Origin of the sequence: Oceanobacter sp. 5_MG-2023 (genome assembly GCF_030548165.1) — a bacterium.
Taxonomy (GTDB): Bacteria; Pseudomonadota; Gammaproteobacteria; order Pseudomonadales; family Oceanobacteraceae; genus Oceanobacter.
Genome location: NZ_JAUORS010000024.1, coordinates 24,493 through 50,431, shown reverse-complemented (window position 1 = coordinate 50,431; position 25,939 = coordinate 24,493). Strand labels below are relative to the sequence as shown.

Sequence of the window (25,939 nt, the reverse complement as noted above, 5' to 3'; positions counted from 1 at the left end):
AGGAGTGGGATCAGGAGTGGGATCAGGAGTGGGATCAGGAGTGGGATCAGGAGTGGGATCAGGAGTGGGATCAGGAGTGGGATCAGGAGGGATGGAAAACACCCGGCCGGAGAGAGTACCCGGCCGGTGTCTGGGTCAGTCTACACGCACAATTTTCATGGTGTTGGTGCCGCCCTGGGCGTTGAGATAATCACCCCGGGTAATCACAACGTAATCGCCGCTGCTGATTTCACCCGATTCTTTCAGGATGGCGATGGCAGAGGGGTTGATGGCATCCGGTTCCAGCTGGTCGGCGTAGAATGGCACGGTTTGCACACCACGATACAGTGCCACCCGGGATTGGGTGTCTTCCCGGCGACAGAAGGCAAAGATCGGCAGAGCTGAACGCAGTCGCGACATCAGGCGTGGTGTTGCACCGGTTTCGGTCAGCGAGATAATTGCGGTCACGCCAACCAGGTGATTGGCGGCATACATGGCCGACAGTGCGATGGTCTCTTCGATGCTGTGCATGTCTTCATACAGACGATGCTTGGAACGTTTGGCCAATGGGTGACGCTCGGCCCCCATAATAATGCGGGTCATGGCGGCAACGGCTTCAACCGGGTAGTCACCGGCAGCAGTTTCGGCTGACAGCATAACGGCATCGGTGTAGTCGAGAACGGCGTTGGCAACGTCGGAGACTTCAGCGCGGGTTGGCATTGGGCTGTCGATCATGGATTCCATCATCTGGGTCGCCGTGATCACCGGCTTGTTCAGCTGACGGGAGCGGGAGATGATTTTTTTCTGTACGCCGACCAGTTCGGCATCACCGATTTCTACGGCCAGGTCACCACGAGCCACCATAACGGCATCGGAAGCGCGAATAATGCCATCCAGTACGGCATCGTCGGCAACACATTCTGCCCGTTCAATCTTGGAGACCAGCCCGGCATGACCACCTGCGGCCGTCAGTAGCTCGCGGGCTTCGATCATGTCGTGTTCGTCACGGGGGAAAGAAACGGCGAGGTAATCGACCAGCAGTTCTGAAGCCAGCTTGATGTCAACCTTGTCCTTGTCGGTCAGGGCTTTGGCGGACAGGCCACCACCCAGTCGGTTGATGCCCTTGTTGTTCGACAACCAGCCACCAATACGAACACGGGTGTTCAGCTTTGAAGGAAAGGTTTCGGTGACTTCCAGTTCAACGCGGCCATCATCCAGCAGCAGGATATCGCCCACGTGGGCATCTTCGATCAGTGCTTTATAGTCGATGCCGACCTGTTCTTTATTACCGGCGTCACGGTCGAGAGTGGCGTCCAGTACAAAGGATTGGCCAACATCCAGATGGACTTTTTGTTCAGCAAAGCGGGATATGCGGATTTTCGGGCCTTGCAGATCACCCAGGATGGCGACGTGACGTCCCAGTTTTTTGGCTGCTCGTCGCACCATGGCGGCACGGTCGCGGTGATCGTCAGCGTCACCATGGGAGAAATTGAGACGGAATACATCAGCGCCCGCTTCGATCAGTTGTTCGATTTTTTCATCGGTGTTGGTAGCGGGCCCAAGGGTGGCCACAATTTTGGTGCGTCTTAACATGAGGAATCTCCTGGCGGACGGTGGAGTGCAGGGTGTGATACGAAAGTATTATCTACCAAGCATGAGACGGAGTCTTTACACATGGGTAACAACGGCTGGAATTTCTGTTGTTTCCCTGATTTGGCGTGACCTTATCCTGAGTACTTGTGACTGCTGGGCAGAAAAATAGGCGTTGCTCTGTCGCAGGGCGTTTTCGGGAGGTTTTTGCCTGTTTTTGGTGCGCGCAACACCATGCGCCGATTGTGTTGGCAAACAAAATCGGTCTCGATCTCAATGCCAGGCCAAACAGGTGTTGGCAATGTGGACATTGATTGCAAGCTTATACCTCTATCTACCCATTCTAAAGCGGACAAATCTGTCATTGTCTGAATATTTGAACTTGCGACAGGCTTGGCACCGGCCATGCAATATTCCCTCTGAGAATATTTTTGTCTGGTCAGTATTCCCGTACCCAGTACGACCCTGACCAGTCTGAATTGGTTTAGCTAAAAACTTACTCAATCAGAGAGGGGAAATCCCATGACTCCAGAAGAATTGGAAGCCTTTAAAGCGGCTTTCGAAATGCATCAGGCGATGAATGTCGAGGTGTTCTATTGGTGGTGCACTGCCATCATGTTCATGATCCACGCCGGTTTCCTTGCGTATGAAATTGGTGCGTCGCGCGTCAAAAACGCGTTGGCATCCGGTATGAAAAATATTCTGACTTTGGCCGTTGTTGTGCCTACTTTCTACTTCTTCGGCTGGTGGATCTATAACGCATTCCCTGGTGGTCTGATTCCTATTGATGCTTCTGGTGCCCTGCCATGGGCTGCCAGTATGGGTCCTGATGTCTCTGATATGGGCACCGGTATCTTCTGGGCTGCTTTCGCCATGTTTGGTGCCACAACCGGTTCCATTCTGTCGGGTGCGGTGATCGAGCGTATTCGCATGAGTGCGTACCTGATCCTGACCATTGTGGTGGGTTCTGGTGTCTGGATTCTGGCCGGTGCCTGGGGATGGCATCCTGATGGCTGGTTGCTGCTGGATCTGGGCTACCACGATGTGGGTGCATCAGGTGTGGTTCACGCCATCGCCGGTTTCTTTGCGCTGGGTGTGCTGATCAATCTGGGGCCTCGTTTGGGCAAATTCGTCGACGGCAAGGCGATGGCCATTGTGCCTCACAACCTGCCAATGGCGTTGATTGGTCTGATGATGATTATTGTCGGCTTCTTTGGCTTCCTGGGTGGCTGCATCATCTTTAACGGTGGTGAAACTGGCTGGACAACTATTTACGGTAACCCAACCAACTTGTCTGCTTTTGCATTCAACACACTGATGGGTTTTGCCGGTGGCGTGATTGGTGCTTACCTGTCTTCTCGTGAGCCGTTCATGACCATGTCCGGTGGCCTGGCTGGCATCATTACTGTTGCGGCCGGTCTGGATCTTTACTATCCGGGACTGACCTTCTTCCTGGCGGTTGTTGGTGGTATTTCCATGCCAATCGTTGGCAAGTTCGTTGAGAAGTGCGGTATCGATGACGCAGTTGGCGCGGTAGCGGTACACGGCTGGTGTGGCTTCCTGGGTGTGGTTCTGGTTGGTGTCTTCGCCTCCGGTTACCCAAGTGTTCCAGAAGGTGCTCCAGACATTACTTTCTTCGGTCAGCTGTTGGGCGCCGTGGTTATGTGTGTCACTGGTTTTGTACCTGGCTATGGCATCTCCTTGCTGTTGAAGAAAATGAACATGCTGCGTGTTCCTGCCAAGGCAGAAGCTGCAGGTCTGGATCTGGTTGAAATTCCAGCCATTCCTTACCCAGAGCGTGTGCCTTCCCGCGACATCATTGAAGGTACTGTTCCTGCGGATGCCGCCGGTCTGCCTGCGAATGGTGTGCTGGGTAGCTGATCGACCGCTTGATTCTCAAACGGGCGGGGCGCTGCTGCCCCGCTTGTCTTAACTTGCTGTTAGTAAAGAGGAATACATTATGGATACTTCACCGATTGATAGCTGGGAAGGCGTAGGCGCTTACTTTACCTTCGCAGACCAACCTGGCGTTGTGGCTTTTCTGTGTGGTTTGGCTGTCGTAACCTTTGTTGGTTTTATGTACGCCCTGATCAAGCACGAGAACGACGCGTTTGATAAGCACGAAGGCTGATTCGTCAGTCTGCATGACGGAAGCGTCCGTTACATCCGACTTGTACGCCCGGCTTGTTCCGGGCGCTTTCTGTTTATCCCTTTGGGAATGTACAACGGATTCCGGTGGTACTGACAAGAGCGACAGCAACCCGACGCTGGAATCCATTATCTTTGGCAAAGGCCCGTCGATATGAGTTATCAGATTTCACTTGGCCAGAAAAGCTGGCAATTTAATGACCTGAAAAGCTTGCTGGCAAAAGCATCACCGTTGCGTTCTGGGGATTGCCTGGCGGGTGTGGCTGCTCTGGATGAGCAGGAACGGGTCGCTGCACAATTGGCATTGGCTGATGTGCCGCTCAAAACTTTCCTGAATGAACTGGTGATTCCTTACGAAGCCGATGAGATATCCCGACTGATTATTGACCGGCATGATGCCTTGGCCTTTGCGCCGATCGCGCATTTGACGGTAGGGGATTTCCGTAACTGGTTGTTGAGTGAACAAGCCTCAACCGCGATGCTGGTACGTATTGCACCGGGTGTGACGCCGGAAATGGCTGCCGCGGTGAGCAAGATCATGCGACTGCAGGATCTGGTGCTGGTGGCTTCCAAATGTCAGGTGGTCACCCGGTTTCGTAATACCATTGGCTTGCCGGGCCGCATGTCGACACGGTTACAGCCCAATCACCCGACCGATGATCCGGCCGGTGTTGCCGCCTCTGTTCTGGATGGCTTGCTGTATGGCAGTGGTGATGCGGTCATTGGTATCAACCCGGCCAGCGACAATACCGAAGCGGTGATCACCCTGATGAAAATGCTGGATGATGTGATTCAGCATTACGATATTCCTACCCAGAGTTGTGTCCTGACACACGTGACCACCCATATTGAAGCGATAAACCGGGGTGCTCCGGTCGATCTGATTTTCCAGTCCATTGCCGGTACCGAAAAAGCCAACGACAGTTTTGGCATCAATCTGGCTTTACTCAAAGAAGCTTACGCTGCCGGACAAACCCTGGGGCGTGGCAGTGTTGGCCAGAATTGCATGTATTTTGAAACCGGACAGGGCAGTGCCCTGTCCGCCGATGCCAATTTTGGTCTGGATCAACAAACCTGTGAAACCCGTGCCTATGCCGTTGCCCGGGAATTCAAACCGCTGTTGGTGAATACCGTGGTTGGGTTTATTGGCCCTGAATACTTATACAACGGTAAACAGATTATTCGGGCGGGTCTGGAAGATCATTTTTGCGGCAAGCTGATGGGCGTTCCGATGGGTTGCGACATTTGTTACACCAATCACGCGGAAGCTGATCAGGATGATATGGATGCGTTGCTCACCCTGTTCGCCGCCGCTGGCGGTAGCTTTATTATGGGTATTCCTGGTTCGGACGACATCATGCTGAATTATCAGACGACGTCGTTCCATGATGCCTTGTATGCCCGTGAATTATTGGGTCTGAAACCGGCACCGGAGTTTGAAGCCTGGCTGCAGACCATTGGTATTTTTGATCAACAGAATCATCTGGCGTATGGCAACCAGTCTCTGCCGGCACCGTTTGAACATGTGATCCGGGGAGGTCACTGATATGGCTGATAAACCCGATACCATTCTGGTAGAAAACCCATGGCAGACCTTGCGTGAATACACCGATGCCCGCATTGGTCTCGGCCGGGCCGGAATCAGTTTACCGACCCGGGCACATCTGGAGTTTCAGCTGGCCCATGCCAGAGCCAGGGATGCCGTGCATCTGCCGCTGGGTTTTGTGCAGTTGCAACAGGATCTGGAACAGGTGCTGGCGCAAGCCGGATTGCCGGGGCCGGTCTTGAAGCTGGCCAGTCAGGCCGATGGACGGCCGCAGTATTTACAACGACCCGATTACGGTCGCCAGCTTTCATCAAGTAGTCAGGAAGCACTGACACAGTGGATGGCAGACAGTCCTCCGGCCGCTTTTGATATTGCTGTGGTGGTGGCTGATGGCTTGTCATCATTGGCGGTGCAGCGGCATGCCGCCCCGATGTTGGACTGCTTGCTGACATCACTGGCTGATACTTCATTGAAGGTGGGGCCGGTTGTCATGGTGGAACAAGGGCGAGTAGCCATTGGCGACCCGATTGGTGAAACCCTCAAGGCCAGGATGCTGGTGATGTTGATTGGTGAGCGGCCAGGATTAAGCTCGCCAGACTCGCTGGGCATTTATTTCACGTGGAAGCCTGCCAGCGGCAAGCACGATGCAAATCGTAACTGTATCTCCAATGTGCGCCACGAAGGACTGCGTTATGAAGAGGCGACTCATAAATTGATGTATCTGCTGCTGGAGGCTGACCGCCGGGCGTTGTCCGGGGTGGCCCTGAAAGATGAATCAGACAATGGTCAGCCGTCGCTGGCCAGCAAGTCGGGCAATTTGCTCTTGAAAACACCCAACACCTAATGACGTTATTTGCTGCTATTTGATGGAGAAACACTATGAATAAACTGCAACTTGTCCTTAAGCGGACACTTTTTTATCCCAGTTTCCTGATGCTTTCTAGTGGCTTTTTCTTGCTGGAATTTCGTGGCCTCACCGCCATTGCTACCGCTGCCGGGTTGGCTCTGGGTCTACACCTGGCGGTGAATGGCTATGACGTCTGGAAAGAGCGTCAGGCGTCCTTATCATCAGAAGGCTGAGCTTCCAGTTTGGCAAGCCGGTTTTCCAGAGTGGCCAGTAGTGCGCGGTATTCTTCCAGAACGCGCTGCTGGGCATCAAATTCTTTTCGTGTGACCAAATCGGCACTACTGAACAGCAACTGCAGCTGGGATGCCATATTCTTGTGCGCTTCTTGTGAGAGGGATGCAAAGGGTGACTGTGCCAGTAACTGTTCGATTTTAAAGCGTATTTCATCTGCATTCATTTTTTGGCTCTCATTGCGTGGGTTATTGTTGCGCCATTGAGGGGCTTTAAGGGCTTATTGGCACCAATCTGGAGCCAAGTGTTTTTTAGGGGTGGTAAAAATTGATGCATTTTGTTTATTCGCGCACAAAATTGGAGCAATCAGGATCTCTGGATCCTGAAGATTATATCAGGAAAGCCGCTAATATCGGGGGTTTTCAAAGTTGGCACGGTCACTGCTAACTCTCTCTCACAGAATTACAACGATGCTCAAGGTGCAGTTCCTGGCCCCAAAGCATCGAACATGTTTAATGACTAGCTTCGCTAACCGATGAAGGAAAAAAAACGATGAAAAAACTGTCTCAAGCAATCGTTCTCGCTGGTGCCATGACGGCAGGACTGACTGCTGTTCAAACTGCTCAAGCAGAAATCTCTGCATCTGTTGATCTGGCCAGCGTGTACTTGTGGCACGGTCAGGATCTGGGCGGCGGCGCTCCTGTTGTTTCCGGTTCTTTGGATTACAGCCACGAGTCTGGCTTGTACGCTGGTGTTTGGACTTCTTCAGGTGATACCAGCCTGGGTACAGAAACTGACCTGTACATTGGTTATGCTGGTGCCGTTGGTGATCTGGGTTACGACATTGGTTACGCAACTTACCTGTACCCAGAAACAGATGAATACGATCAATTCGACGATTCTGCCAACTTCTCTCTGGGCTTCTCTTACAGCATGGCCAGCATTCGCTTCGATAAAAGCAGCGATTCCGATGCTGATGGTTTCTACTTCGTAGTAGGTGCTGATATTCCTGACACGTCTTTCTCCGCTTCTCTGGGTGGCGAAGTCGATAAAGGCAATGACTTCATGCACCTTGACGTAACTTACGCTTACAACGATACCGTTGCTTTCACTATCTCGAAAATCCTGGATCAGGACATCGAGATGAATGAAGCCGGTCACATCGATGAGTCTGCAAAATACGTTGTGTCTTACAGCCTGCCTATCGAGATGTAAAAAGCATACAATGGCCTGTGCCCTCGCATAGGCCATTCCCATCCCTTTAGCTCAAAAAGGAGTTTTCTATGAAGCTCATTACTGCTGTTGTGAAGCCATTCAAGCTGGACGATGTGCGTGAAGCATTGTCCGAGATCGGCGTACAAGGCATCACTGTTACCGAAGTCAAAGGTTTTGGTCGTCAGAAAGGACACACCGAGTTGTATCGTGGTGCCGAGTATGTGGTTGATTTCCTGCCTAAAGTAAAAATAGAAGTAGCGGTTGATGATGACCTGACTGACAAGGTTATTGAAGCGATCACCAAGGCTGCCAACACTGGCAAAATTGGCGATGGCAAGATTTTTGTTACAACTCTGGAGCAGGTTGTTCGCATTCGTACTGGTGAAACCGGTGCTGACGCGCTCTGATCCTTTTCAGTTCTAACTAATAGATAAAATCTGGCCTGATGCGGGGGGCTTAGAATGGAAAATAATATTTACGAATTGCAGTACGCCATGGATACCTTTTATTTCCTGGTATGTGGCGCGTTGGTTATGTGGATGGCTGCTGGCTTTTCCATGCTGGAAGCAGGTCTGGTTCGTGCCAAAAACACAACTGAAATCCTGACCAAAAACATCGCGTTGTTTGCAATCGCTTGTACCATGTATCTGGTTTGCGGTTATGAATTGATGTACGGCGGTGGTTACTTCCTGGCTGGTATTGCAGATGTCGATACAGCCGCTGTACTGGGTGATTTTGCAGCACGTGAAGACGGTTTCCAGGGTGGTTCAATCTACTCCGGTGCGTCTGACTTCTTTTTCCAGGTTGTGTTCGTAGCTACCGCCATGTCGATTGTATCTGGTGCGGTTGCTGAGCGTATGAAGCTGGGTGCTTTCTTGGTTTTCGCTGTCATTATGACTGGCTTCATCTATCCGATGGAAGGCAGCTGGACTTGGGGCGGTGCGTCCGTCTTCGGTATGTTCAGCCTGGGCGATGACTTCGGTTTCTCTGACTTTGCCGGTTCCGGTATTGTTCACATGGCAGGTGCTGCTGCAGCTCTGGCTGGTGTGATACTGCTGGGTGCACGTAAAGGCAAGTACGGTGCAAACGGTGAAATCCGTGCAATCCCTGGCGCTAACCTGCCACTGGCTACACTGGGTTGTTTCATCCTGTGGATGGGCTGGTTCGGTTTCAACGGTGGTTCTGTTCTGAAACTGGGCGATATCGCCAATGCCAATGCGGTTGCTGTTGTGTTCACTAACACAAATGCTGCGGCTGCTGGTGGTCTGATTGGTGCCTTGTTGCTGGCTTATGTGTTGTTCCGCAAAGCGGATCTGACCATGTGTCTGAACGGTGCACTGGCTGGCCTGGTAGCAATTACTGCTGAGCCTTCTACGCCGACGCCTTTCGCTGCAACCATCATCGGCTTTATCGGTGGTCTGATTGTTGTTGTCTCCATCCTGACTCTCGACAAAATGAAGATTGATGATCCGGTTGGCGCGATCTCTGTTCACGGTGTTGTTGGTCTGTTTGGTCTGATCGTTGTTCCGTTCACTAATGGCGGCGCTTCTATCGGTGGCCAGCTGATGGGTGCAATCACTATCTTCGTCTGGGTCTTTATCACATCACTGATCGCTTGGGGCGCTATCAAAGCCGTCATGGGTCTGCGTGTGAGCGAAGAAGCTGAATACGAAGGTGTTGATATTTCAGAATGTGGTATGGAAGCGTACCCTGAATTTACTGGCAAGTAAGTTCGTCTGAGACAGTAATCTGCGGTAACGGATTCCCGCTAAAAACCCGGCAATGATTTGCCGGGTTTTTTTATGTCTGTTATTTGGGTTACTGATCAATGTAGCGACAGAGTGTTACTGGTCGGGCTGGCAAAATAACAAGAGTTTAGAGGTCGAGCAGGTTGTCGTAGTAGCGGTCAAAGTCCTGTTCCAGATGCTTGCGTTCGCTATGGGCTTCAATTGCCCGCCGGGCAATGACTTTGGAAGACACCTTGCTGGTCTTGTTAACAACGACCTTGCCCTGACTATCAAACGTCACAACCTGTTCATGAGATTCAAGTTTGGTTATTGCTGACATCGTCACTCTCCTTGGATTGATTTGGCTATGACGATGTTTGATGCTCGAAGTTGCATTCCAATGACAGTGACAAGACAGATTGATGTTTCCATGACCTGGTTGCTGCTGCGGGCAGGTGAGAGGCTAGCGGGTGATGTTTTTGGGATCAAACGGCTCGTTGCCCTGCTCCAATCGTAGCGATTTGATGCTGCGCTTGATGTTGGTGAGGTGGCGGGCAAATTCAGGGCCGCGACGCTGGGTAACAGCAACCGCCAGCATGTCGATCACCATCAGGTGAGCAATGCGGGATGTCATTGGCGTAAACTGATCGGTATCTTCTTCAATATTGATATGAATCGGATAGTCGGCCTGTTTGCTGACCGCAGTATTGGCGGGTGCCAGGCTCACTACCTTGGCGCCATGATGCTGGGCCAGGGCAATCGAGTTAAGCAAATCCTTGGTGCGACCACTTTGGGAAATGGCCACTGCGACATCTTCAGGCCCGAGGGTGACCGCAGACATGGCTTGCATATGCGGGTCACTGTAGGCCGCGGTGGCCACCTGAAGACGGAAAAACTTGTGCTGGGCATCGATCGCTACCGCACCGGAGGCACCATAGCCGTAGAATTCGACTCGGGTTGCCATGCTGATGGCATTGGCGGCGACGCCAACCTGTTCCGGTTTCAGTTGTGATTTGACCTGATGCAGCCGCTGAATGGTGGTATCGGCAATCTTGCTGCAAATATTGTCGATGCTGTCGTCTGTGGCGATAGCAAATTGACCAATATTGTTGGTGATGGCCATTTCCTGAGCCACTCGCACCTTGAATTCCTGAAAACTGTTGCAGCCGATGCCCCGGCAAAAGCGCACAATCGTTGGCTCGCTGACCTGGGCTTCTTGAGCCAGGTCGACGATGCGCATATGCATCACTTGCTGTGGCGACCGCAGTACGTATTCAGCCACCTTGACTTCAGATTTACGTAAGTTGGGGATAGCTGCGGATATTTCGGCCAGAATCGGGCTATTTCTCACTCTAATGAGTCCGAATAATTAAAATTTGGTCACGGATTATAGAGTGCCTCACTGTCATCGTCCTGTTAAATCTCCCGCTGTACGGATAAACAGGGTGATTGTCGATCAGAATCTGCCGTGACGGTTGCAATCTGGTAAACTCGCGACATGGATACTTCACTGATAATTGATCAATTAAATGACGGCCAGCGCAACGCGGTGGCTGCCCAATCTCCTCACCAGCTGGTATTGGCCGGTGCCGGCTCGGGTAAAACACGGGTATTGGTGCACCGGATTGCCTGGTTGCTCAAGGTGGAAAACGTCTCACCCTTTGCTGTGCTGGCGGTAACCTTTACCAACAAGGCGGCCAGGGAAATGCGTGGCCGGCTGGAGCAACTGCTGGATGTACCTGCCAGTGGCATGTGGGTCGGTACCTTTCACGGCCTGGCGCATCGATTGCTGAAGCATCACTGGCGTGAAGCCCGCTTGCCCCAGTACTTCCAGATTCTGGATAGCGATGACCAGTTGCGCCTGATCAAGCGACTGATGAAAGCCAACAACATCGACGACAGTCGTTATCCGCCAAGACAATTGCAGTGGTTTATCAACGAACAGAAAGACGAAGGGCGTCGTGCGGCGCATGTTATCCCGTCGGCCGATAACTTTACTCGCACCCTGCAGCAGTTTTATCAAATCTATGAAGACAACTGTCAGCAAAATGGCATGGTCGATTTTGGTGAAATCCTGCTGCGTGCCCACGAGCTCTGGCTGCATAACCCCGATTTGCTGCAACATTACCAGCAACGCTTCAGCCATATTCTGGTGGACGAATTCCAGGATACCAACAATATCCAATATGCCTGGATTCGTTTGCTGGCCGGTAACACCGTATCAGTTATGGCAGTAGGGGATGACGATCAGTCGATTTACGGCTGGCGTGGCGCGAATGTGGGCAATATCCGCAACTTCCAACAGGACTTTGCGGGTGCAGAAATGATCAAGCTGGAGCAAAACTACCGCTCCACGGCGACGATTCTGGATGCCGCCAATGCCGTCATCAAGAACAACAGTGGCCGCCTGGGCAAGGAGTTACATACCACCGGTGCCAAGGGTGATCCGATTCGTCTGTACCGTGCGTTTAATGAGCAGGACGAAGCACGTTATATCGCCGATCTGGTGGATGTCTGGGCCAAGCAGGGGCGTGCCCGGGTCGATATGGCCATTCTCTATCGCTCCAATGCGCAATCCAGAACGCTGGAAGAAGCCATGCTGCGGGCAGGGATTCCGTATCGCATCTATGGTGGCCAGCGTTTTTACGAGCGTCTGGAAATCAAGAACGCCATGGCCTATCTGCGCTTGCTGCTCAACCGCCAGGATGATGCAGCCATTGAGCGGGTGATTAATATTCCAGCCCGGGCCATCGGCGAAAAAACCCTCGATACCTTGCGCTCAGTGGCGCGGGATCAGGGTTGTTCGCTGTGGGATGCCTGTGCTTCGGTGGTAGCGGCCGGCGGCCTGTCAAAACGGGCTGGTACGGCTGTCGCTGGTTTTATGACGCTGGTTGATGAAATGAGTGTCGGCATTGACGACCTTGAATTGCATGAGCTGGTGGAGCAGGTACTTGCCCAAACCAACCTGATTGAGCACCACCGCAAGGAAAAAGGTGAGAAAGGCCAGGCCCGAGTCGAAAACCTGGAAGAGCTGGTAAATGCCGCCAAGGTGTTCGAAGGTGGTGATGATGAGGATATCAGCCTGTTGGCGCAGTTCCTCGATAGCGCCGCGCTGGATGCCGGAGAGGGGCAGGCGGATGAACATGAAGATGCGGTGCAGATGATGACGCTGCACTCTGCCAAAGGACTGGAGTTTCCCCAGGTGGTATTAACCGGCCTGGAAGATGGCTTGTTTCCTCACAAGATGTCGATGGATGATGCCGATGGACTGGAAGAAGAACGGCGTCTGGCTTACGTCGGTATCACCCGGGCGATGGATCAGTTGGTGATCACATACGCCGAGAGCCGACGTTTGCATGGGCAAGAAAATTTTAGTACTCCTTCGCGATTTATTCGTGAAATCCCGACAGAACTGATGGATGAAGTGCGTTTGAAAAATACAGTATCACGACCTCTGAGTGCCCGACGATCAAGAACGGGGAATCACAGACTGCAAGCAGATATATCGGCGGACTGGCCTTTTGGCCTGAGCAGTCGGGTCTACCATGAGATGTTTGGGGAGGGCACGGTAATGCAGTTCGAAGGCCAGGGGCCGGGGTTGCGGGTACAGGTGAACTTTGAAGATGTCGGCAGCAAATGGCTGGTGCTCAGTTTTGCCAAGTTACAGGCGCTGTAGACGCTGATACAACTGGCGGCTGACCGGTCTGGTGTGACGAGGCCGGTCAGGCTGCTGCATACGTTGCTCTGGAATCGAGGAGCGACGAATCCTGGTCAGCGAGGGACCCGGCGAATACGCCCGGTGTCATCAATGGCCACATAAACAAAGACGGCATCCACGACCTTTCTGCGCTCGTTTTCATTCGGGTTCTGGGTCCATACTTCGATGCCAATCCGGATCGACGATGAGCCGATCTCCAGCACGCGGGTATAAAAACACACCGCCGCTCCGATACGTATCGGAGACATAAATACAACGGATTCCAGCGCCACATTGGCAATGCGCCCCTGGGCCAGACGATTGGCAACGGTTTCGGCCGCGTGATCCATTTGTGCGACGACCCAACCACCACTGATATCCCCATGAGTATTGGTGTCACCTCTTGACGGGATCAGCCGTAACGTCAGTTCTCCATCCGGTTTCGGCTCACAATCGTCTTTTGGTCTGGCTTTCATAGGGATTCCTGATTTTGAAATTATTTTTAGGAAGTTTACTTCTTTTTTAGCGCGGGCAATACAGACGCACTCGAGATCAATGATGTCAAAAAATATTTAAGACAATACGACAAAAGTAATGCCTCGACCGGGGTATGACTGTTCTGGTGTCTGGTAAAAAAAAGGCCCCTGTAACCAAAATGCAACATATTTGTAATAAACAAGGGGTCGTCACGTAGCTGTAACACAGCTCCGGGACAATTCCTCCTTTCGACAACGATTTGCCTGCTGGACATCATCAGGTCACATTGAAGGATATCGCATGAAACATTCTCTCGCTGCCGGTGTGGTTTTATTGGCATCAGTTTTCAGCCAAAGTGCTTTTGCTGAGCGTAATTACATCAGCATAGTCGGTTCATCGACGGTTTATCCATTTTCTACAGTTGTTGCTGAACGTTTTGGCAAATCGAGCAAGTTTCGTACTCCTAAAGTTGAATCCACGGGTTCTGGTGGTGGTTTGAAGTTGTTTTGTAGCGGTGTTGGCGACACAACCCCAGACATTACGAACTCATCGCGCCGTATCAAGGCATCCGAGGTTGCGCTGTGCGCAAAAAATGGCGTTAAAGAGATCGTTGAAGTGACCATCGGCTTTGACGGTATTGTGTTTGCCAATGCCGCCGAACACGCCCAGGCTTCCTTTTCTACCAAGGAAATCTTCCTGGCACTGGCCAAAATGGTACCGGCTGCGAATGGCTCGGAAAAACTGATCGCCAACCCTTATAAAACCTGGCAGCAAATAAATCCTGCTCTGGATAACACGCCAATCAAGGTACTGGGGCCGCCACCGACATCCGGTACCCGTGATGCGTTTGTGGAGCTGGCGATGGAAGGGGGTTGTTCTGCCTTCCCGTTTATCAAGGCGCTGAAAAAATCCGATCCAGACAAATACAAGGCCATTTGCCACGGTCTGCGTGAAGATGGTGGCTACGTTGAAGCCGGTGAAAACGATAACCTGATTGTTCAGAAACTGGCGGCCAGCCCGGATTCCTACGGTATTTTTGGCTACAGTTTCCTGGAACAGAATGAAGACAAGGTTCAGGGCTCCCTGATTGATGGGATTGAACCAACCTTCGACAATATTTCCAGTAGTGAGTATCCGGTCAGTCGGTCACTGCACTTTTATGTTAAAAAAGCCCACGTAGGGGTGATTCCGGGGATTGAAGAATTTCTGGCTGAGTTCACCTCCTCGCGTGCCATTGGTGAAGATGGCTATCTCGCCGACAAAGGCATGATTCCGATGGATGAATCCCGTCGCCGGGCCATGGCTGCGGATGTCAAGGCACTGACTCTGCTGGGTCAGTAAGCCTGAATGCAGGGTGCTGCCCTGCTGCGTGTCACATGGATGTATTCTCCGGCCGGTAAACTCACCGGCTGTTTCTTGTTCTGTTCAGGCTAGTCATTATGACCTTCAGCATTTTGCTACTTGTCATCGCGGTATTATTTGTTATCGCATACGTGAGTGGTGCCCGCCGCGCGCGTTCTCTGGTCACTCCTGGTGTGACCCTGAATTCACTGCCTGGCCATTATGGTTCGCTGGTCGCCCTCTGGACCTGCTTGCCTCCGCTGTTGTTAATGCTGTGTTGGGGGGTGCTCGAAACCCCGGTGATCGATCGCTTGTTGGCGGCGCAGTTACCCGCAGAAGTACAGGCAGAAGGGGGCAATCGTATCAGTCTGGCACTGAGCAAGGTGCGTAACCTGGCCGGTGGTGCCAATGTACAAGCCGACCCGGAACTGGCCCCTGTGGTGCTGCATCTGAAAGACCTGCAGTCGCGTAACAGCATGCTGAGTACGACGCTGGTGCTGGCTCTGGCCCTGGCTGGTTTTGGCTTCGGCTTGCGACGTCTCGCTCCTGCGTTACGGGCTCGTAATGAAGTGGAAAGCATTGTCAAAGTGCTGCTGTTCTGCAGCTCGGGTGTCGCGGTACTGACAACTGTCGGTATTCTGAGCAGTGTGTTGTATGAAGCCTGGATGTTTTTTGGCCGGGTGCCCGTGTTTGACTTCCTGTTTGGTACTACCTGGTCGCCACAGGTCGCCTTGCGCGCTGACCAGTCTGGCTCCTCTGGCAGTTTTGGGGCGGTACCGCTGTTTGCCGGTACCCTGATGATTTCCATGATTGCCATGTTTATCGCGGTTCCGATCGGCCTGATGTCGGCCATTTATTTGTCGGAATATGCCACCCCTCGGGTGCGTAGCTATGCCAAGCCTGCACTCGAAGTGCTGGCGGGCATTCCAACCGTTGTGTACGGCTTTTTTGCGGCCCTGACTGTTGCCCCGATACTGAAAAGCCTGGGGGCTGATATTGGCCTCGAGGTATCGTCTGAAAGTGCGTTGGCTGCTGGTCTGGTCATGGGGGTGATGATCATCCCGTTTGTCTCATCCCTGTCGGATGACGTAATCAATGCTGTACCACAAGCCTTGCGTGATGGCAGTTACGGGCTGGGAGCGACCCAGAGCGAGACCATTCGGCAAGTGGTTATCCCGGCCGCATTACCCGGTATTGTGGGGGCCGTTATGCTGGCGGTTTCCCGGGCGATTGGTGAAACCATGATTGTCGCCATGGCGGCGGGTCTGGCAGCCAACCTGACAGCCAACCCGCTCGACAGTGTGACCACCGTGACTGTGCAGATTGTGACCTTGCTGGTGGGAGACCAGGAGTTTGATTCCTCCAAAACACTGGCTGCCTTTGCACTGGGACTGGTGTTGTTCCTGGTGACTCTGATTCTTAACTACGTGGCGCTGAAAGTGGTACAGAAGTACCGGGAGCAATATGACTGATCAACTCACAACGACTCGCTCCAAAGTAGAACAGGGCATGGCGCGCCGTCGCCGTGCCGAAGGGCGATTCCGCCTGTATGGCGTGTTATCCGTCGGATTTGGCCTGTTATGCCTGGTGGTGCTGTTTGGCAATATTCTGTCTCAGGGCAGTTCGGCTTTCCGGCAAACCGTGTTGCAAGCAGAGATCCTGCTCGATCAGGAGTATCTGGGACTGAATAACCAGTCGCCGGTTAATGAGCTGCGTAATGGCAATTACGAGGGCCTGATCAAACAGTATCTGAGAAACACGGCTGAGGTTTCCAGTCGCAGCGAGCGCCGGGCGTTGTACGGCCTCGTCAGCGTCGGTGCCCATTGGCAGTTGCAGGATGCGGTATTGGCCAACCCGGATTTGTTGGGTAGTACATTAAGCATTGAACTGATCATGGACGATAACGTGGATCAGTGGTTCAAGCATGAGCGGGACGAGGGCGGTGCCGGACGGTTGAATGAATTGCAGCTGGGCTGGCTCGAACAATGGGTGGCGGAAGGGCGCTTGAAGAGCCGTTTCAGTACTACCTTCTTTACCAATGGTGATTCAAGGGAGCCGGAGCTGGCGGGTGTTCATGGTGCCATTATGGGTACGTTGCTGACCCTGATGGTGACCTTCCTGTTGTCGTTCCCGATCGGGGTTGCGGCAGCGATCTATCTGGAAGAGTTTGCACCTAAAAATCGCATCACAGAAATTGTTGAAATCAACATCAACAACCTGGCGGCAGTGCCCAGTATTACGTTTGGTTTGCTGGGACTGGCGATCTTTATCAATATTTTCGGGGTCTCCCGTTCCACCCCTTTGATTGGTGGCCTGGTGCTGACCCTGATGACCTTGCCGACCATTATTATTTCCGGTCGCGCGGCGATCAAGTCGGTACCGCCTTCCATACGGGAAGCTGCTTTTGGTCTCGGTGCCTCAAAAATGCAGGTGGTTTTTCACCACGTCTTGCCTCTGGCAATGCCGGGTATGCTGACGGGAACCATTATTGGTATGGCACAGGCTCTGGGTGAAACCGCACCGCTCCTGATGATCGGGATGATCGCCTTTGTGGTGGATGTGCCCGGATTTATTACTGATCCATCGACGGTTTTGCCGGTTCAAATCTTTCTCTGGTCTGACAGCCCGGAGCAGGCTTTCACCGAGCGTACATCAGGAGCCATTATTGTATTGCTGACCTTCCTGATTATGATGAACACTGTCGCTGTCAGGCTGCGTCGTCGTCTTGAGCGACGCTGGTAAACGCTAAACTATTCGGATTCCTTGTTATGAGTATTATCGAAAACCACCAAACCGACGGCGAACCGTTTTGCGACTCACCCAAGCTGAAGGCGCGTGGTGTTGGCGTTTTTTATGGGGACAAACAGGCGATTTTTGACGTCAGCCTGGATATTGGTGCCAATGAAGTCATTGCCCTGATTGGCCCATCCGGCTGCGGTAAGTCGACCTTTCTGCGTTGCTTGAATCGCATGAATGATACGATTGATATCTGTCGCATTACTGGCGAGATCCTGCTGGATGATGAAGACATTTATGCCCCCAAGATCGATGTTGTGCCGCTGCGGGCGCGGGTCGGTATGGTGTTCCAGAAGCCCAACCCGTTTCCAAAAACCATCTTTGATAACGTTGCCTACGGGCCACGTATTCACGGGCTGGTGAACCACCGCCATGAACTGGAAGAAATCGTGGAGCAAAGTTTGCGTCGCGCTGGGTTGTGGTCTGAAGTAAAAGACCGGCTGGATGCACCGGGCACCGGCCTGTCGGGTGGCCAACAACAGCGATTGTGTATTGCCCGCACGATTGCTGTTGATCCGGAAGTAATCCTGATGGATGAACCTTGTTCTGCACTGGATCCGATTGCAACTGCTAGAATTGAAGAGTTGATTGACGAGTTGCGCGATAACTACACCATCGCTATCGTTACCCACTCGATGCAGCAGGCTGCTCGGGTATCCCAGCGTACGGCGTATTTTCACCTGGGTCAGCTGATAGAAGTAAACCCGACTGACCTCGTGTTTACCAAACCCCAACATGCGTTGACCGAGGCTTATATTACAGGCCGTTTCGGCTAAAAGGAGAGCTCCAGTGGCAAACAAGGGCATACCGGTTGAAATGAATTTCAGCCAACACATATCCGGACAGTTCAACTCAGACCTCGAAGCCATTCGCAGTCAAATGATGGAAATGGGTGGCTTGGTTGAACGTCAGGTGGCTAATGCCATTGAAGCAATCACGACCGGTGATACCACCCCGGCTGATGACATTATTCGTCGTGAAGATGATGTTGACCGGATGGAAGTGGCTATCGACCAGGAGTGCACCCAGATTCTTGTACGTCGGCAGCCGGCCGCTTCTGATTTGCGTATGGTGTTGGCGGTTTCCCGTGTTGTGCGTGACCTGGAGCGTATCGGAGATGAAGCGACCAAAATTGCGGTTCACGCCCTGGAAGTGAGTGGCTCCACCAACGGCGGTTACTGCCAGCAATCGATACGTTACATGGGCACTGAAGTTGGCAAAATGATTTCAGGGGCGTTGAACGCCTTTGCCCGTAACGATGTGGATGGCGCACTGGATGTGGTGCGTAATGACAAACTGGTCGACCAACAGTACTCCGCGGCGCTGCGGGAACTGATTACCTATATGATGGAAGACCCGCGATCTATCAGCCAGGCGATCAATATTCTCTGGATTCTGCGCGCCATTGAACGGATTGGCGACCATGCCCGTAATATCTCCGAACAGGTGATTTACGTGGTCAGTGGAGCCGATGTACGGCACAGCTCGATCTCCGAAATGGAAGAGCGAGCCCATAAAGACAAAGATGATTCGTCATCTACAGGAGCGTAACGCGTACTGGAGTGGAAATTTCGCAGAAAGAGTGATTTTTCAGTATGTTAGGGGAAAAAGATATTGACGGATGCCAGCGGCATCTATAGTATTCCCGCCCACTTAGCCGGTATAGCTCAGTTGGTAGAGCAACTGACTTGTAATCAGTAGGTCCCGAGTTCGACTCTTGGTGCCGGCACCAGTAAAATGATTAAGGGCTTCCAGAGCAATCTGGAGGCCCTTTTTCTTTTCTGCTGGTACGCTTTAGTTCTGTTCTGGGTGCTTATTCCAGTTATCCCCAATCTTCATAAATCAAGCGCTGTGGCTTTTTGTCCGTGGTCTGTCGTGTAGCTTTTAGCTGCTCAACGGCATTGGCATGCCAAACCTGCGTTTCACAACGATGGTTAATGTGCCTCAGGGATTGATACTTCCCAAACCGTTTGTGGTGTATATCATCGCTCGTAGTAACTGATAGCGGCTCATACAATTATTCAGTCAACAGGCGTCACGCCATTCTCTGTGCTGCTGTAACTTGTCGGAAATTTTTCCGGATGTGAGCCTTGCCGGTACATACCATCCGTGATTTATGTAGGTTGTCGGGTGTGAGATCCATCGGGGTGGCGAAAGAGTGGGAGTGAGTAGTTGATGACGTTATTGGTGTCGGTATCCGGTTGGCTGCGGCCTTACAATGATGAAATCGCGCTGGCGATTATTGCCACGCTGCTGGTGGTCTTTGGTGACCGGATCAATCGGCTGGTGCGCAAGCTGGTCAGGCCGTATTGGGTGGGATTTCGGGTGCTGGCCTTTGTCGCTCTGTGTACCTTTGGCTATGGCACGTTGACGGTCTGGTTGGTGCCTGTTCTGGCGGGAGTACTGATAAGTCTGGCTGCGCCGGTTTATGTGGCGTCGATTGTTGGCAGCTTTGTGGTGTTGGGAATTCTGGCAGAGGGCTACCACAAGAAGTAGTCGTCTTGGCGGCTGTCAGGCTGTGGGACGTCTATCTGGGGTGGAGAAGGGGGTTGGGTAAATTGGACGGCAGGTACATCCTGTACAAGCCGCCACAGCACCCTGGAACAATCCTGGTTCCGTATACATCATCCTTGCCACAATCCGTCGTGTTGGTCATCCCTGTGCTGTCCGTTGCTTACTGTCCATTTGCCTTCCTGGCAAGCCTTCTGGCCATCTTCCTTGGGCAATCCATTTGCCGTGCCGTCCTGGCAGGTCATCCACTGATGAATATCCTTGTACCTCATCCTGAGGCATGTCCTGACATTCCATTGTGTTGCTCGTCTGAGCCGTCCTGCTCCCTTATAACCCTTCCCTGGCGTGTTCCTGCGGTACGTCATGTACCGTGTCCCTTTCCTTTGCCGTCCTGGCTGCACTCCTGTGCCTTTCCTGTTACCGCTTCATCCTGAAGTGGTTGCCATCCTGGCAATCTTCCGTTGATCTCCTGTCCGTGTGGTCACACTTTACCAAAAAAGCTGATGGTCAGGATGGAGGCGGGACGGCGGTATGCTTGCAACAGGAATGAAATGAAAAATAAACTTCATACAAAACAACAGGTTGTGTTTTATGTAGCATGAAAGTGAACAGAAACGGGTAGTCCAGACTACGTATTTCCCACAGGCTTGTGAGATATCTCGCACAAGCCTGTGGGCGAATGTCTCTGGCAGAGGCATTGGGTATCAAAAGCGCGGGAGAGTATTAGCGGGCAATACCCTGGCTACGAGCGTTCACTTGTCGGGAAAATGCTTGCGGGTCGGCGATTTCACCGTCTTCGCGCAGTGCCGGATAGGGCAAGTCATGTTTTTGGCAGAGCTTGGCTGCGGAGGGCTGGCACCACTCAAACAGCAAGGTATTGAAGCGGTCGTCATCCAGATGGCGCTGCTCGAACAGGCCTGCCTGCTGGCGTTGACGTGCGGCCTCGCAGAGAATAATCGCGGCAGCCACGGAGACGTTGAAAGAATGCACCATGCCGAGCATGGGGATGATCAGGTGCTCGTCCGCCAGTTCGGAGGCGATGTCGCTGACGCCTTCTTTTTCGGTGCCCATCAGGATGGCGGTGGGTTGAGTGAAGTCATATTCCCGAAAGTCGATCGCTCTGTCTGTCAGATGAGCTGCGCAGACCTTGATACCGCGTTGCTGGTGCGTGCGGATGGCGGTTTCGATGTCGGCATGGGTGCTAACGCTGACCCAGCTCTCTGAGCCAGCTGCAGCGGCGCTGGTGACGGTATTAAGGCGGAAAGTGTCGGTTGGCCATACGCAGTGGATGTCTTGCACGCCAAAGGCGTCACAGGAGCGGGCAATGGCGGCCAGATTGTGCGATTTGTAAACTTCATCGGTAATGACCGACAGGTCTGGCTGGCGTCGGTTGAGGGTGTTGATCACACAACTCAGGCGTTCTGGCGTCATGTTCGGTTACGTCTCTCTGGCTCAAAACGGAGCGGCATTGTATAAAACCTTCCGGTTTTATGCACGGAACAGGTATGAAAGACAATTTATTGATAGGAGCCGGCTATTTGTGGCGTGGCTTTACACTGCTGAATGAACCGGGAATACGCCGTTATGTCTGGTTGCCCATTCTGATTAATCTGCTGGTGTTGTCGTTTGGAAGCTATTGGCTGATTGATGCAGTCAGCCAGTGGGATGGCTTTGATTCCAGCTGGATCAGTTGGCTGGCCTGGCTGGTGGTGCCTCTGTTGCTGTTACTGTCGACCTTGATCTCGGGGTATTTTTTCAGTGCGGTGTTGTTGCTGTTGGCGAGTCCGTTTTATGGCTTGCTGGCGGGCAAGATCGAGCAGCGTCTGGGGCATGAGGTCGAGGACGAATCCATTGCCGCGTTGATCCCGCGTACGGTGATACGGGAGCTGGTCAAGATGGGTTATTACCTGCCGCGTTATCTGTTGCTGCTGTTGTTGTCGTTTGTGCCGGGCGTCAACTTGCTGATGCCCTTCGTCTGGTTCTGGTTTGGCAGCTGGGTGATGGCGTTGCAATACAGTGATTATACTCTGGATAACCAGCAGCAGAATTTCCGTGCCAGCCGAGAGCAGGTGGCTACCCAGCGCTGGACGGCCTGGGGATTTGGTGGGGCGGTGTCGGTGCTGATGGCGGTACCATTACTGAACTGTCTGGTGCCCCCGGCGGCGGTGATCGGGGCTACGCTGTGGCAATTGCAACGGCAGGCCGATCAGTCACGGGCCGGTTGATCTATTGGCCGGCCTCATCACGGTTGTCAGATAAGCAGGCTGCGGGGAAAACACAGGTGAATGTACTGCCCTTGCCTTCGATGCTGCTGATTTTCAGCTCGCCGTCATGGTGCAGCAAGACGTGTTTGACAATAGCCAGTCCCAGTCCGGTACCGCCAGTGGCGATGCTGCGGCTGGGGTCGGCGCGATAGAAGCGCTCGGTCAGGCGGGGGATGTGATGCTGGGCAATACCGATGCCGTTATCCGAGACGCTGAAATGCCCTTTACCGCCTTCGGTATACCAGCGCAGGGTGACGTCACCCCCTTCCGGGGTGTATTTGACGGCGTTGAATACCAGGTTGGAAAATGCACTGCGCAGCTCATTATAAAAGCCCATCATTTTTTGATCCTGATCGATGGTCAGGGTAATGGTGTGCTTGCTGCTGCTGAGTGATGCGGCATCGCGACGGATGGCTTCCAGCAGCGGCTGCAGCTCGATAGGCTGAGGCTGTTCCGTCTTGCCGGTCTCCAGCCGTGACAGCATCAGCAAATCCTTGAGCAGGTTTTCCATACGATGACTTTGTTCGCTCATTTGCTGCAGCATGCGACCCCAGCGTGGTGGCAGCATCTCGGAAGCGGCTTGCATGGTTTCGACGTAACCGGCAATCACGGTCAGCGGTGTACGTAATTCATGGCTGACGTTGGCAACAAAATCCTTGCGCATTTCTTCCAGTTGTTTCAAACGGGTGATGTCATGAATCAGGATCAGGCGATCCTTGCGGCCAAACAGGGTGATATTGAACTGCAGGTAAATGCGCGGATTGATGGGCGATCGAATCGTGAGCGGTTCCTGATAATCGGCCTTGTCGAAGTAGGCCTTGAATTCTGGTGTGCGGATCAGGTTGGTGATGGGCTGGCCAATGTCTACCGGGTTGCGTAACCCCAGGTAGTTTTGTGCGGCCTGGTTCCAGAATTCCAGCGCGCCGCTGGCATCCACCATCAAGACAGAATCTTGCAGGGCCGCGGTTGAGTCCTGGATACGATTGATAATGGCCTGCAGGCGCTGCTGGTGTTTGATATTGCTTTGCTGCAAGCGCTGGTTCTCGGTAAAAATCGCTCCCCAGATGCCCAGTGTTCGCGGTAATACGGTGGTTTGTCCCTGATCCAGCCAGCGGTGCAGGCGGTACAGTTGCAGCCATTGCCAGGTGATATAGGCCCCCATCATCAAACACAATGCTTCCAGCGGCCGGTCAAAAAAGACGTAACCACAACCAACGGCCAGAATCAGCAAGTAGACAAGGCGGCGCAATTCTCTGCGCCAGACGGGGGACATCAAAATTCAGGAGGCTTTGGTCGAAAAGCGGTAGCCGGTGCCACGCACGGTTTGGATCAGTTGTTCGTGAGACTCACCGAGTGCTTTGCGCAGACGACGAATATGCACGTCAACGGTGCGCTCTTCAACGTACACATTACCACCCCAGACTTGATCGAGCAGCTGGGCTCGGGAGTAGGCCCGTTCCTGGTGGGTCATGAAAAACTGCAACAAACGATACTCCGTAGGGCCGATGTCAATCGGGTCGCCATGAGCGGTAACGCGATGGCAGACCGGGTCCAGCATCAGGCCGCTGACTTCAATGGGCTCTTCGATGCCTTGTGGGGTGGAACGGCGCAAGACGGCTTTCAGTCGTGCGACCAGTTCTCGAGGGGAAAACGGTTTGGTGATGTAGTCATCTGCCCCCGCTTCCAGCCCTTGTACTTTGTTATCTTCTTCGCCCTTGGCCGTCAGCATGATGATTGGCAACTCAGCGGTGCGGTCTTCACGCTTGAGGCGCCGGGCAAATTCGACGCCACTGGTGCCTGGCAGCATCCAGTCGAGTAAAATCATATCAGGCTTTCGATCGATAATCTGCGCATGTGCTTCCTGTACATTGGCAGCCTCAAGGCATTCATACCCGGCCATTTCCAGGGCCACGGCGATCATTTCCCGGATAGGGGCTTCATCGTCCACAATAAGAACGGTCTTGCCAGCTTTGGTCATAAGGCTCGTCACGCAAATGTCACAATAGGAATAATGCGGAGGTATTACACTGACCTAGTGTTACAAGCATGTGACACTGTTGGCATTGGCGTCAAGCCTGACACCAATTACGCGCTGGACAGGGCGTAGTGTGACAGGAGTCCGGCCCAGATCAGCGTGCCATACCAATGGGCTGCCAGAAACACTTTCATGCAGGCTTCCCGGCGGCGACTGCGGATAGACCATAATTGCCAGACCAGATACCCTCCGGCGACGCACCAGGCCAGATAAAACGGCCAGCTTGCTTCCAGCTGATTGCCCGTCAGTAACAGACAAAAATGCGCCATTCCGTAGAGAATGGCGATCATGGTGACATCCAGGTCGCCAAACAGGATCGCCGTGCTTTTGACACCAATCAGCAGGTCATCGTCGCGGTCGACCATGGCGTAAATTGTGTCGTAACCGACCGTCCAGCAAACATTGGCAATAAACAATAACCAGCAGACAGCGGTCAGCTCATTGGCCTGTGCGGCAAAGGCCATTGGAATCGCCCAGGAAAATGCAGCGCCGAGAAACACCTGTGGCAAATGGGTATGGCGTTTCATAAAGGGATAAAGTGCTGCCAGAGCGACCCCGCCGAGGGATAACCAGATGGTCAGGGCATTGGTCAACAGCACCAGCGCCAGACTGATCAGGCACAGCACAATAAAGCCGGATAATGCTTCGCGGTCAGAGATGCGTCCTTGAGTCAGGGGACGGTCCTGGGTGCGTTTGACATGGCGGTCGATATGACGGTCGGCGTAGTCGTTAATAACACAACCGGCCGACCGCATAAGAAATACGCCCAGAGTAAAAATCACCAGATTGGCAATGGAGGGAATGCCCTCGGCGGCAATCCACAGCGCCCACAAGGTTGGCCAGAGCAGCAGATAAGAGCCAATCGGCCGGTTCAGGCGTGTCAGCTGCACCCACTGATACCAGTTGGGCCAGAGTTTGTTGAGTGAGGCGGACAGAGGTGATTGCATAATCAACGCCTTGTGTCGTCTGACAAAGGAAAGGAGGCGGATACCAGCAAGGACGAGAAGGCTTCCGTTACCAGCAGTGGTGCACCATGAATTGTAAATACCGAACGCCTGGCCCAGCCAAACGGGTTGGGCTGGTTGACTGTTGACGCCCTTGTGCGGCTGAATTTCAGCGGTTGGCGGCGCAAACTGGGCTGGCGGAACAGATAGCTGCCAAGCGAGCGGTTACCAAGATGGCGAATCTGTTGTCCTACCCGTGCAAGGCTGGTCAATGGAATGGCAGTGCGGGCTCGCACCAGTTCCGTTTGTCCCAGGCACAAGGAAACCTCGCGTACCCAAACGGGTTGGCGTCCGTGCAGCTTCAGGTCTGCCTGTTCGGTTGGTAAAGCCGGGCCGCAATATTGTCGGATAACCTTGACCGAAAATGTGCTTGGGTCCAGTGCCTGCAAACGCTTGGTCAGTGACCCGGCGTCATTGAGCCAGTGACGCCACTCGCGGGGAATGCTCGCTGGTGTTACACAAAAGCGCCCGCTCCAGCGTGGTGTTGTGGCCAGAAGTTGCGCATGGTATCTGGGTATAGTGCTTTTCATG

At 53.1% G+C, this 25,939-nt stretch carries 26 protein-coding genes and 1 tRNA gene; 17 read left to right on the top strand and 10 right to left on the bottom strand.

Annotated elements, in window-relative coordinates; all coding sequences use genetic code 11:
• Positions 1-135: 135 nt before the first annotated feature.
• A complete protein-coding gene (pyk, locus tag Q4551_RS14160) occupies positions 136-1,572 on the bottom strand; it encodes a pyruvate kinase (protein ID WP_303434520.1) in 1,437 nt (478 codons plus the stop codon).
• 519 nt (positions 1,573-2,091) lie between these two features.
• On the opposite strand from pyk, the gene Q4551_RS14155 reads away from it, so the two are divergent.
• The 5 genes from Q4551_RS14155 to Q4551_RS14135 all read left to right on the top strand — a co-directional run bounded on the left by Q4551_RS14155 (position 2,092) and on the right by Q4551_RS14135 (position 6,343).
• Positions 2,092-3,450: an ammonium transporter gene (locus Q4551_RS14155; protein WP_303434519.1), complete on the top strand. Its 1,359-nt coding sequence runs from the start codon at positions 2,092-2,094 to the stop codon at positions 3,448-3,450.
• 79 nt (positions 3,451-3,529) lie between these two features.
• Complete coding sequence (locus tag Q4551_RS14150) at positions 3,530-3,700, top strand: hypothetical protein (protein ID WP_303434518.1); 171 nt, start codon at positions 3,530-3,532, stop codon at positions 3,698-3,700.
• Between the two features lie 171 nt (positions 3,701-3,871).
• A complete protein-coding gene (locus Q4551_RS14145; protein ID WP_303434517.1) occupies positions 3,872-5,263 on the top strand; it encodes an ethanolamine ammonia-lyase subunit EutB in 1,392 nt (463 codons plus the stop codon).
• A 1-nt stretch (position 5,264) separates the two neighbouring features.
• Positions 5,265-6,107, top strand: coding sequence for an ethanolamine ammonia-lyase subunit EutC (eutC, locus tag Q4551_RS14140; RefSeq protein WP_303434516.1), 843 nt, complete (start codon positions 5,265-5,267; stop codon positions 6,105-6,107).
• A gap of 35 nt (positions 6,108-6,142) precedes the next feature.
• A complete protein-coding gene (locus tag Q4551_RS14135; RefSeq protein ID WP_303434515.1) occupies positions 6,143-6,343 on the top strand; it encodes a hypothetical protein in 201 nt (66 codons plus the stop codon).
• Here the strand turns inward: Q4551_RS14135 and Q4551_RS14130 are convergent.
• Positions 6,316-6,567: an accessory factor UbiK family protein gene (locus Q4551_RS14130; RefSeq protein ID WP_303434514.1), complete on the bottom strand. Its 252-nt coding sequence runs from the start codon at positions 6,565-6,567 to the stop codon at positions 6,316-6,318. The genes Q4551_RS14135 and Q4551_RS14130 overlap by 28 nt on opposite strands.
• A 326-nt stretch (positions 6,568-6,893) precedes the next feature.
• Between Q4551_RS14130 and Q4551_RS14125 the strand changes: the two genes are divergently transcribed.
• From Q4551_RS14125 to Q4551_RS14115, 3 genes are all read left to right on the top strand, one after another.
• Positions 6,894-7,556 carry a TorF family putative porin gene (locus Q4551_RS14125; RefSeq protein WP_303434513.1) on the top strand — a complete coding sequence of 221 codons (663 nt, stop codon included), beginning with the start codon at positions 6,894-6,896 and terminating at the stop codon, positions 7,554-7,556.
• Positions 7,557-7,624: 68 nt separating this feature from the next.
• Positions 7,625-7,963: a P-II family nitrogen regulator gene (gene glnK, locus Q4551_RS14120; protein WP_303434512.1), complete on the top strand. Its 339-nt coding sequence runs from the start codon at positions 7,625-7,627 to the stop codon at positions 7,961-7,963.
• A 54-nt stretch (positions 7,964-8,017) separates the two neighbouring features.
• Complete coding sequence (locus Q4551_RS14115; protein WP_303434511.1) at positions 8,018-9,286, top strand: ammonium transporter; 1,269 nt, start codon at positions 8,018-8,020, stop codon at positions 9,284-9,286.
• 145 nt (positions 9,287-9,431) lie between these two features.
• Here the strand turns inward: Q4551_RS14115 and Q4551_RS14110 are convergent, their stop codons facing one another.
• The gene (locus Q4551_RS14110) at positions 9,432-9,623 is read right to left on the bottom strand and encodes a PA3496 family putative envelope integrity protein (RefSeq protein WP_303434510.1); all 192 of its coding nucleotides are present in this window, start codon (positions 9,621-9,623) and stop codon (positions 9,432-9,434) included.
• Positions 9,624-9,746: 123 nt separating this feature from the next.
• Positions 9,747-10,634, bottom strand: a complete 888-nt coding sequence (locus Q4551_RS14105; RefSeq protein WP_303434509.1) for a MurR/RpiR family transcriptional regulator — start codon at positions 10,632-10,634, stop codon at positions 9,747-9,749.
• Between the two features lie 147 nt (positions 10,635-10,781).
• On the opposite strand from Q4551_RS14105, the gene uvrD reads away from it, so the two are divergent.
• Positions 10,782-12,959 carry a DNA helicase II gene (uvrD, locus tag Q4551_RS14100; RefSeq protein ID WP_303434508.1) on the top strand — a complete coding sequence of 726 codons (2,178 nt, stop codon included), beginning with the start codon at positions 10,782-10,784 and terminating at the stop codon, positions 12,957-12,959.
• A gap of 95 nt (positions 12,960-13,054) precedes the next feature.
• Here uvrD and Q4551_RS14095 read toward each other — a convergent pair whose 3' ends face one another.
• Positions 13,055-13,456, bottom strand: a complete 402-nt coding sequence (locus Q4551_RS14095; protein ID WP_303434507.1) for an acyl-CoA thioesterase — start codon at positions 13,454-13,456, stop codon at positions 13,055-13,057.
• 301 nt (positions 13,457-13,757) lie between these two features.
• Between Q4551_RS14095 and Q4551_RS14090 the strand changes: the two genes are divergently transcribed.
• The 7 genes from Q4551_RS14090 (at position 13,758) to Q4551_RS14060 (ending at position 20,090) form a co-directional block, all read left to right on the top strand.
• Positions 13,758-14,798: a substrate-binding domain-containing protein gene (locus tag Q4551_RS14090; RefSeq protein ID WP_303434506.1), complete on the top strand. Its 1,041-nt coding sequence runs from the start codon at positions 13,758-13,760 to the stop codon at positions 14,796-14,798.
• 98 nt (positions 14,799-14,896) lie between these two features.
• Positions 14,897-16,270: a phosphate ABC transporter permease subunit PstC gene (gene pstC, locus Q4551_RS14085; RefSeq protein WP_303434505.1), complete on the top strand. Its 1,374-nt coding sequence runs from the start codon at positions 14,897-14,899 to the stop codon at positions 16,268-16,270.
• Entirely contained in the window at positions 16,263-17,540 is a 1,278-nt protein-coding gene (pstA, locus tag Q4551_RS14080; protein ID WP_303434504.1) for a phosphate ABC transporter permease PstA, read from the top strand. Before pstC ends, pstA begins: the two co-directional genes overlap by 8 nt.
• A 26-nt stretch (positions 17,541-17,566) precedes the next feature.
• A complete protein-coding gene (pstB, locus tag Q4551_RS14075; protein ID WP_303434503.1) occupies positions 17,567-18,370 on the top strand; it encodes a phosphate ABC transporter ATP-binding protein PstB in 804 nt (267 codons plus the stop codon).
• Positions 18,371-18,383: 13 nt separating this feature from the next.
• A complete protein-coding gene (gene phoU / locus Q4551_RS14070) occupies positions 18,384-19,145 on the top strand; it encodes a phosphate signaling complex protein PhoU (RefSeq protein ID WP_368501403.1) in 762 nt (253 codons plus the stop codon).
• 105 nt (positions 19,146-19,250) lie between these two features.
• Positions 19,251-19,326, top strand: a tRNA-Thr gene (locus Q4551_RS14065).
• A gap of 443 nt (positions 19,327-19,769) precedes the next feature.
• Positions 19,770-20,090, top strand: a complete 321-nt coding sequence (locus Q4551_RS14060; RefSeq protein WP_303434502.1) for a DUF3392 family protein — start codon at positions 19,770-19,772, stop codon at positions 20,088-20,090.
• 738 nt (positions 20,091-20,828) lie between these two features.
• On the opposite strand, the gene trmH is transcribed toward Q4551_RS14060, so the two are convergent.
• Positions 20,829-21,536, bottom strand: coding sequence for a tRNA (guanosine(18)-2'-O)-methyltransferase TrmH (trmH, locus tag Q4551_RS14055; RefSeq protein ID WP_303434501.1), 708 nt, complete (start codon positions 21,534-21,536; stop codon positions 20,829-20,831).
• A gap of 74 nt (positions 21,537-21,610) precedes the next feature.
• Here trmH and cysZ point away from each other — a divergent pair, with 74 nt between their 5' ends.
• Positions 21,611-22,330, top strand: a complete 720-nt coding sequence (cysZ, locus tag Q4551_RS14050; protein ID WP_303434500.1) for a sulfate transporter CysZ — start codon at positions 21,611-21,613, stop codon at positions 22,328-22,330.
• A gap of 1 nt (position 22,331) precedes the next feature.
• Here the strand turns inward: cysZ and phoR are convergent, their stop codons facing one another.
• From phoR to Q4551_RS14030, 4 genes are all read right to left on the bottom strand, one after another.
• Complete coding sequence (gene phoR, locus Q4551_RS14045) at positions 22,332-23,642, bottom strand: phosphate regulon sensor histidine kinase PhoR (RefSeq protein WP_303434499.1); 1,311 nt, start codon at positions 23,640-23,642, stop codon at positions 22,332-22,334.
• A 6-nt stretch (positions 23,643-23,648) separates the two neighbouring features.
• Positions 23,649-24,347 carry a phosphate regulon transcriptional regulator PhoB gene (gene phoB / locus Q4551_RS14040; protein WP_303434498.1) on the bottom strand — a complete coding sequence of 233 codons (699 nt, stop codon included), beginning with the start codon at positions 24,345-24,347 and terminating at the stop codon, positions 23,649-23,651.
• A 107-nt stretch (positions 24,348-24,454) separates the two neighbouring features.
• Entirely contained in the window at positions 24,455-25,351 is an 897-nt protein-coding gene (gene ubiA / locus Q4551_RS14035; protein WP_303434497.1) for a 4-hydroxybenzoate octaprenyltransferase, read from the bottom strand.
• Between the two features lie 2 nt (positions 25,352-25,353).
• Positions 25,354-25,938 (bottom strand): chorismate lyase, encoded by a 585-nt coding sequence (locus Q4551_RS14030; protein ID WP_303434496.1) that lies wholly within the window; start codon positions 25,936-25,938, stop codon positions 25,354-25,356.
• Between the last annotated feature and the right edge of the window lies 1 nt (position 25,939).

Excerpts from the sequence above, each read along its gene's own strand:
- Q4551_RS14060 (WP_303434502.1), top strand. The coding sequence starts at position 19,770 with ATGACGTTATTGGTGTCGGTATCCGGTTGGCTGCGGCCTTACAATGAT.
- Q4551_RS14115 (WP_303434511.1), top strand. The coding sequence starts at position 8,018 with ATGGAAAATAATATTTACGAATTGCAGTACGCCATGGATACCTTTTAT.
- ubiA (WP_303434497.1), bottom strand. The coding sequence starts at position 25,351 with ATGCAATCACCTCTGTCCGCCTCACTCAACAAACTCTGGCCCAACTGG.
- Q4551_RS14030 (WP_303434496.1), bottom strand. The coding sequence starts at position 25,938 with ATGAAAAGCACTATACCCAGATACCATGCGCAACTTCTGGCCACAACA.
- Q4551_RS14095 (WP_303434507.1), bottom strand. The coding sequence starts at position 13,456 with ATGAAAGCCAGACCAAAAGACGATTGTGAGCCGAAACCGGATGGAGAA.
- Q4551_RS14125 (WP_303434513.1), top strand. The coding sequence starts at position 6,894 with ATGAAAAAACTGTCTCAAGCAATCGTTCTCGCTGGTGCCATGACGGCA.
- pyk (WP_303434520.1), bottom strand. The coding sequence starts at position 1,572 with ATGTTAAGACGCACCAAAATTGTGGCCACCCTTGGGCCCGCTACCAAC.
- Q4551_RS14150 (WP_303434518.1), top strand. The coding sequence starts at position 3,530 with ATGGATACTTCACCGATTGATAGCTGGGAAGGCGTAGGCGCTTACTTT.
- pstB (WP_303434503.1), top strand. The coding sequence starts at position 17,567 with ATGAGTATTATCGAAAACCACCAAACCGACGGCGAACCGTTTTGCGAC.
- Q4551_RS14130 (WP_303434514.1), bottom strand. The coding sequence starts at position 6,567 with ATGAATGCAGATGAAATACGCTTTAAAATCGAACAGTTACTGGCACAG.
- phoB (WP_303434498.1), bottom strand. The coding sequence starts at position 24,347 with ATGACCAAAGCTGGCAAGACCGTTCTTATTGTGGACGATGAAGCCCCT.
- Q4551_RS14145 (WP_303434517.1), top strand. The coding sequence starts at position 3,872 with ATGAGTTATCAGATTTCACTTGGCCAGAAAAGCTGGCAATTTAATGAC.
- eutC (WP_303434516.1), top strand. The coding sequence starts at position 5,265 with ATGGCTGATAAACCCGATACCATTCTGGTAGAAAACCCATGGCAGACC.
- phoR (WP_303434499.1), bottom strand. The coding sequence starts at position 23,642 with ATGTCCCCCGTCTGGCGCAGAGAATTGCGCCGCCTTGTCTACTTGCTG.
- glnK (WP_303434512.1), top strand. The coding sequence starts at position 7,625 with ATGAAGCTCATTACTGCTGTTGTGAAGCCATTCAAGCTGGACGATGTG.
- pstC (WP_303434505.1), top strand. The coding sequence starts at position 14,897 with ATGACCTTCAGCATTTTGCTACTTGTCATCGCGGTATTATTTGTTATC.
- trmH (WP_303434501.1), bottom strand. The coding sequence starts at position 21,536 with ATGACGCCAGAACGCCTGAGTTGTGTGATCAACACCCTCAACCGACGC.
- pstA (WP_303434504.1), top strand. The coding sequence starts at position 16,263 with ATGACTGATCAACTCACAACGACTCGCTCCAAAGTAGAACAGGGCATG.
- Q4551_RS14155 (WP_303434519.1), top strand. The coding sequence starts at position 2,092 with ATGACTCCAGAAGAATTGGAAGCCTTTAAAGCGGCTTTCGAAATGCAT.
- Q4551_RS14135 (WP_303434515.1), top strand. The coding sequence starts at position 6,143 with ATGAATAAACTGCAACTTGTCCTTAAGCGGACACTTTTTTATCCCAGT.
- Q4551_RS14110 (WP_303434510.1), bottom strand. The coding sequence starts at position 9,623 with ATGTCAGCAATAACCAAACTTGAATCTCATGAACAGGTTGTGACGTTT.
- uvrD (WP_303434508.1), top strand. The coding sequence starts at position 10,782 with ATGGATACTTCACTGATAATTGATCAATTAAATGACGGCCAGCGCAAC.
- Q4551_RS14090 (WP_303434506.1), top strand. The coding sequence starts at position 13,758 with ATGAAACATTCTCTCGCTGCCGGTGTGGTTTTATTGGCATCAGTTTTC.
- cysZ (WP_303434500.1), top strand. The coding sequence starts at position 21,611 with ATGAAAGACAATTTATTGATAGGAGCCGGCTATTTGTGGCGTGGCTTT.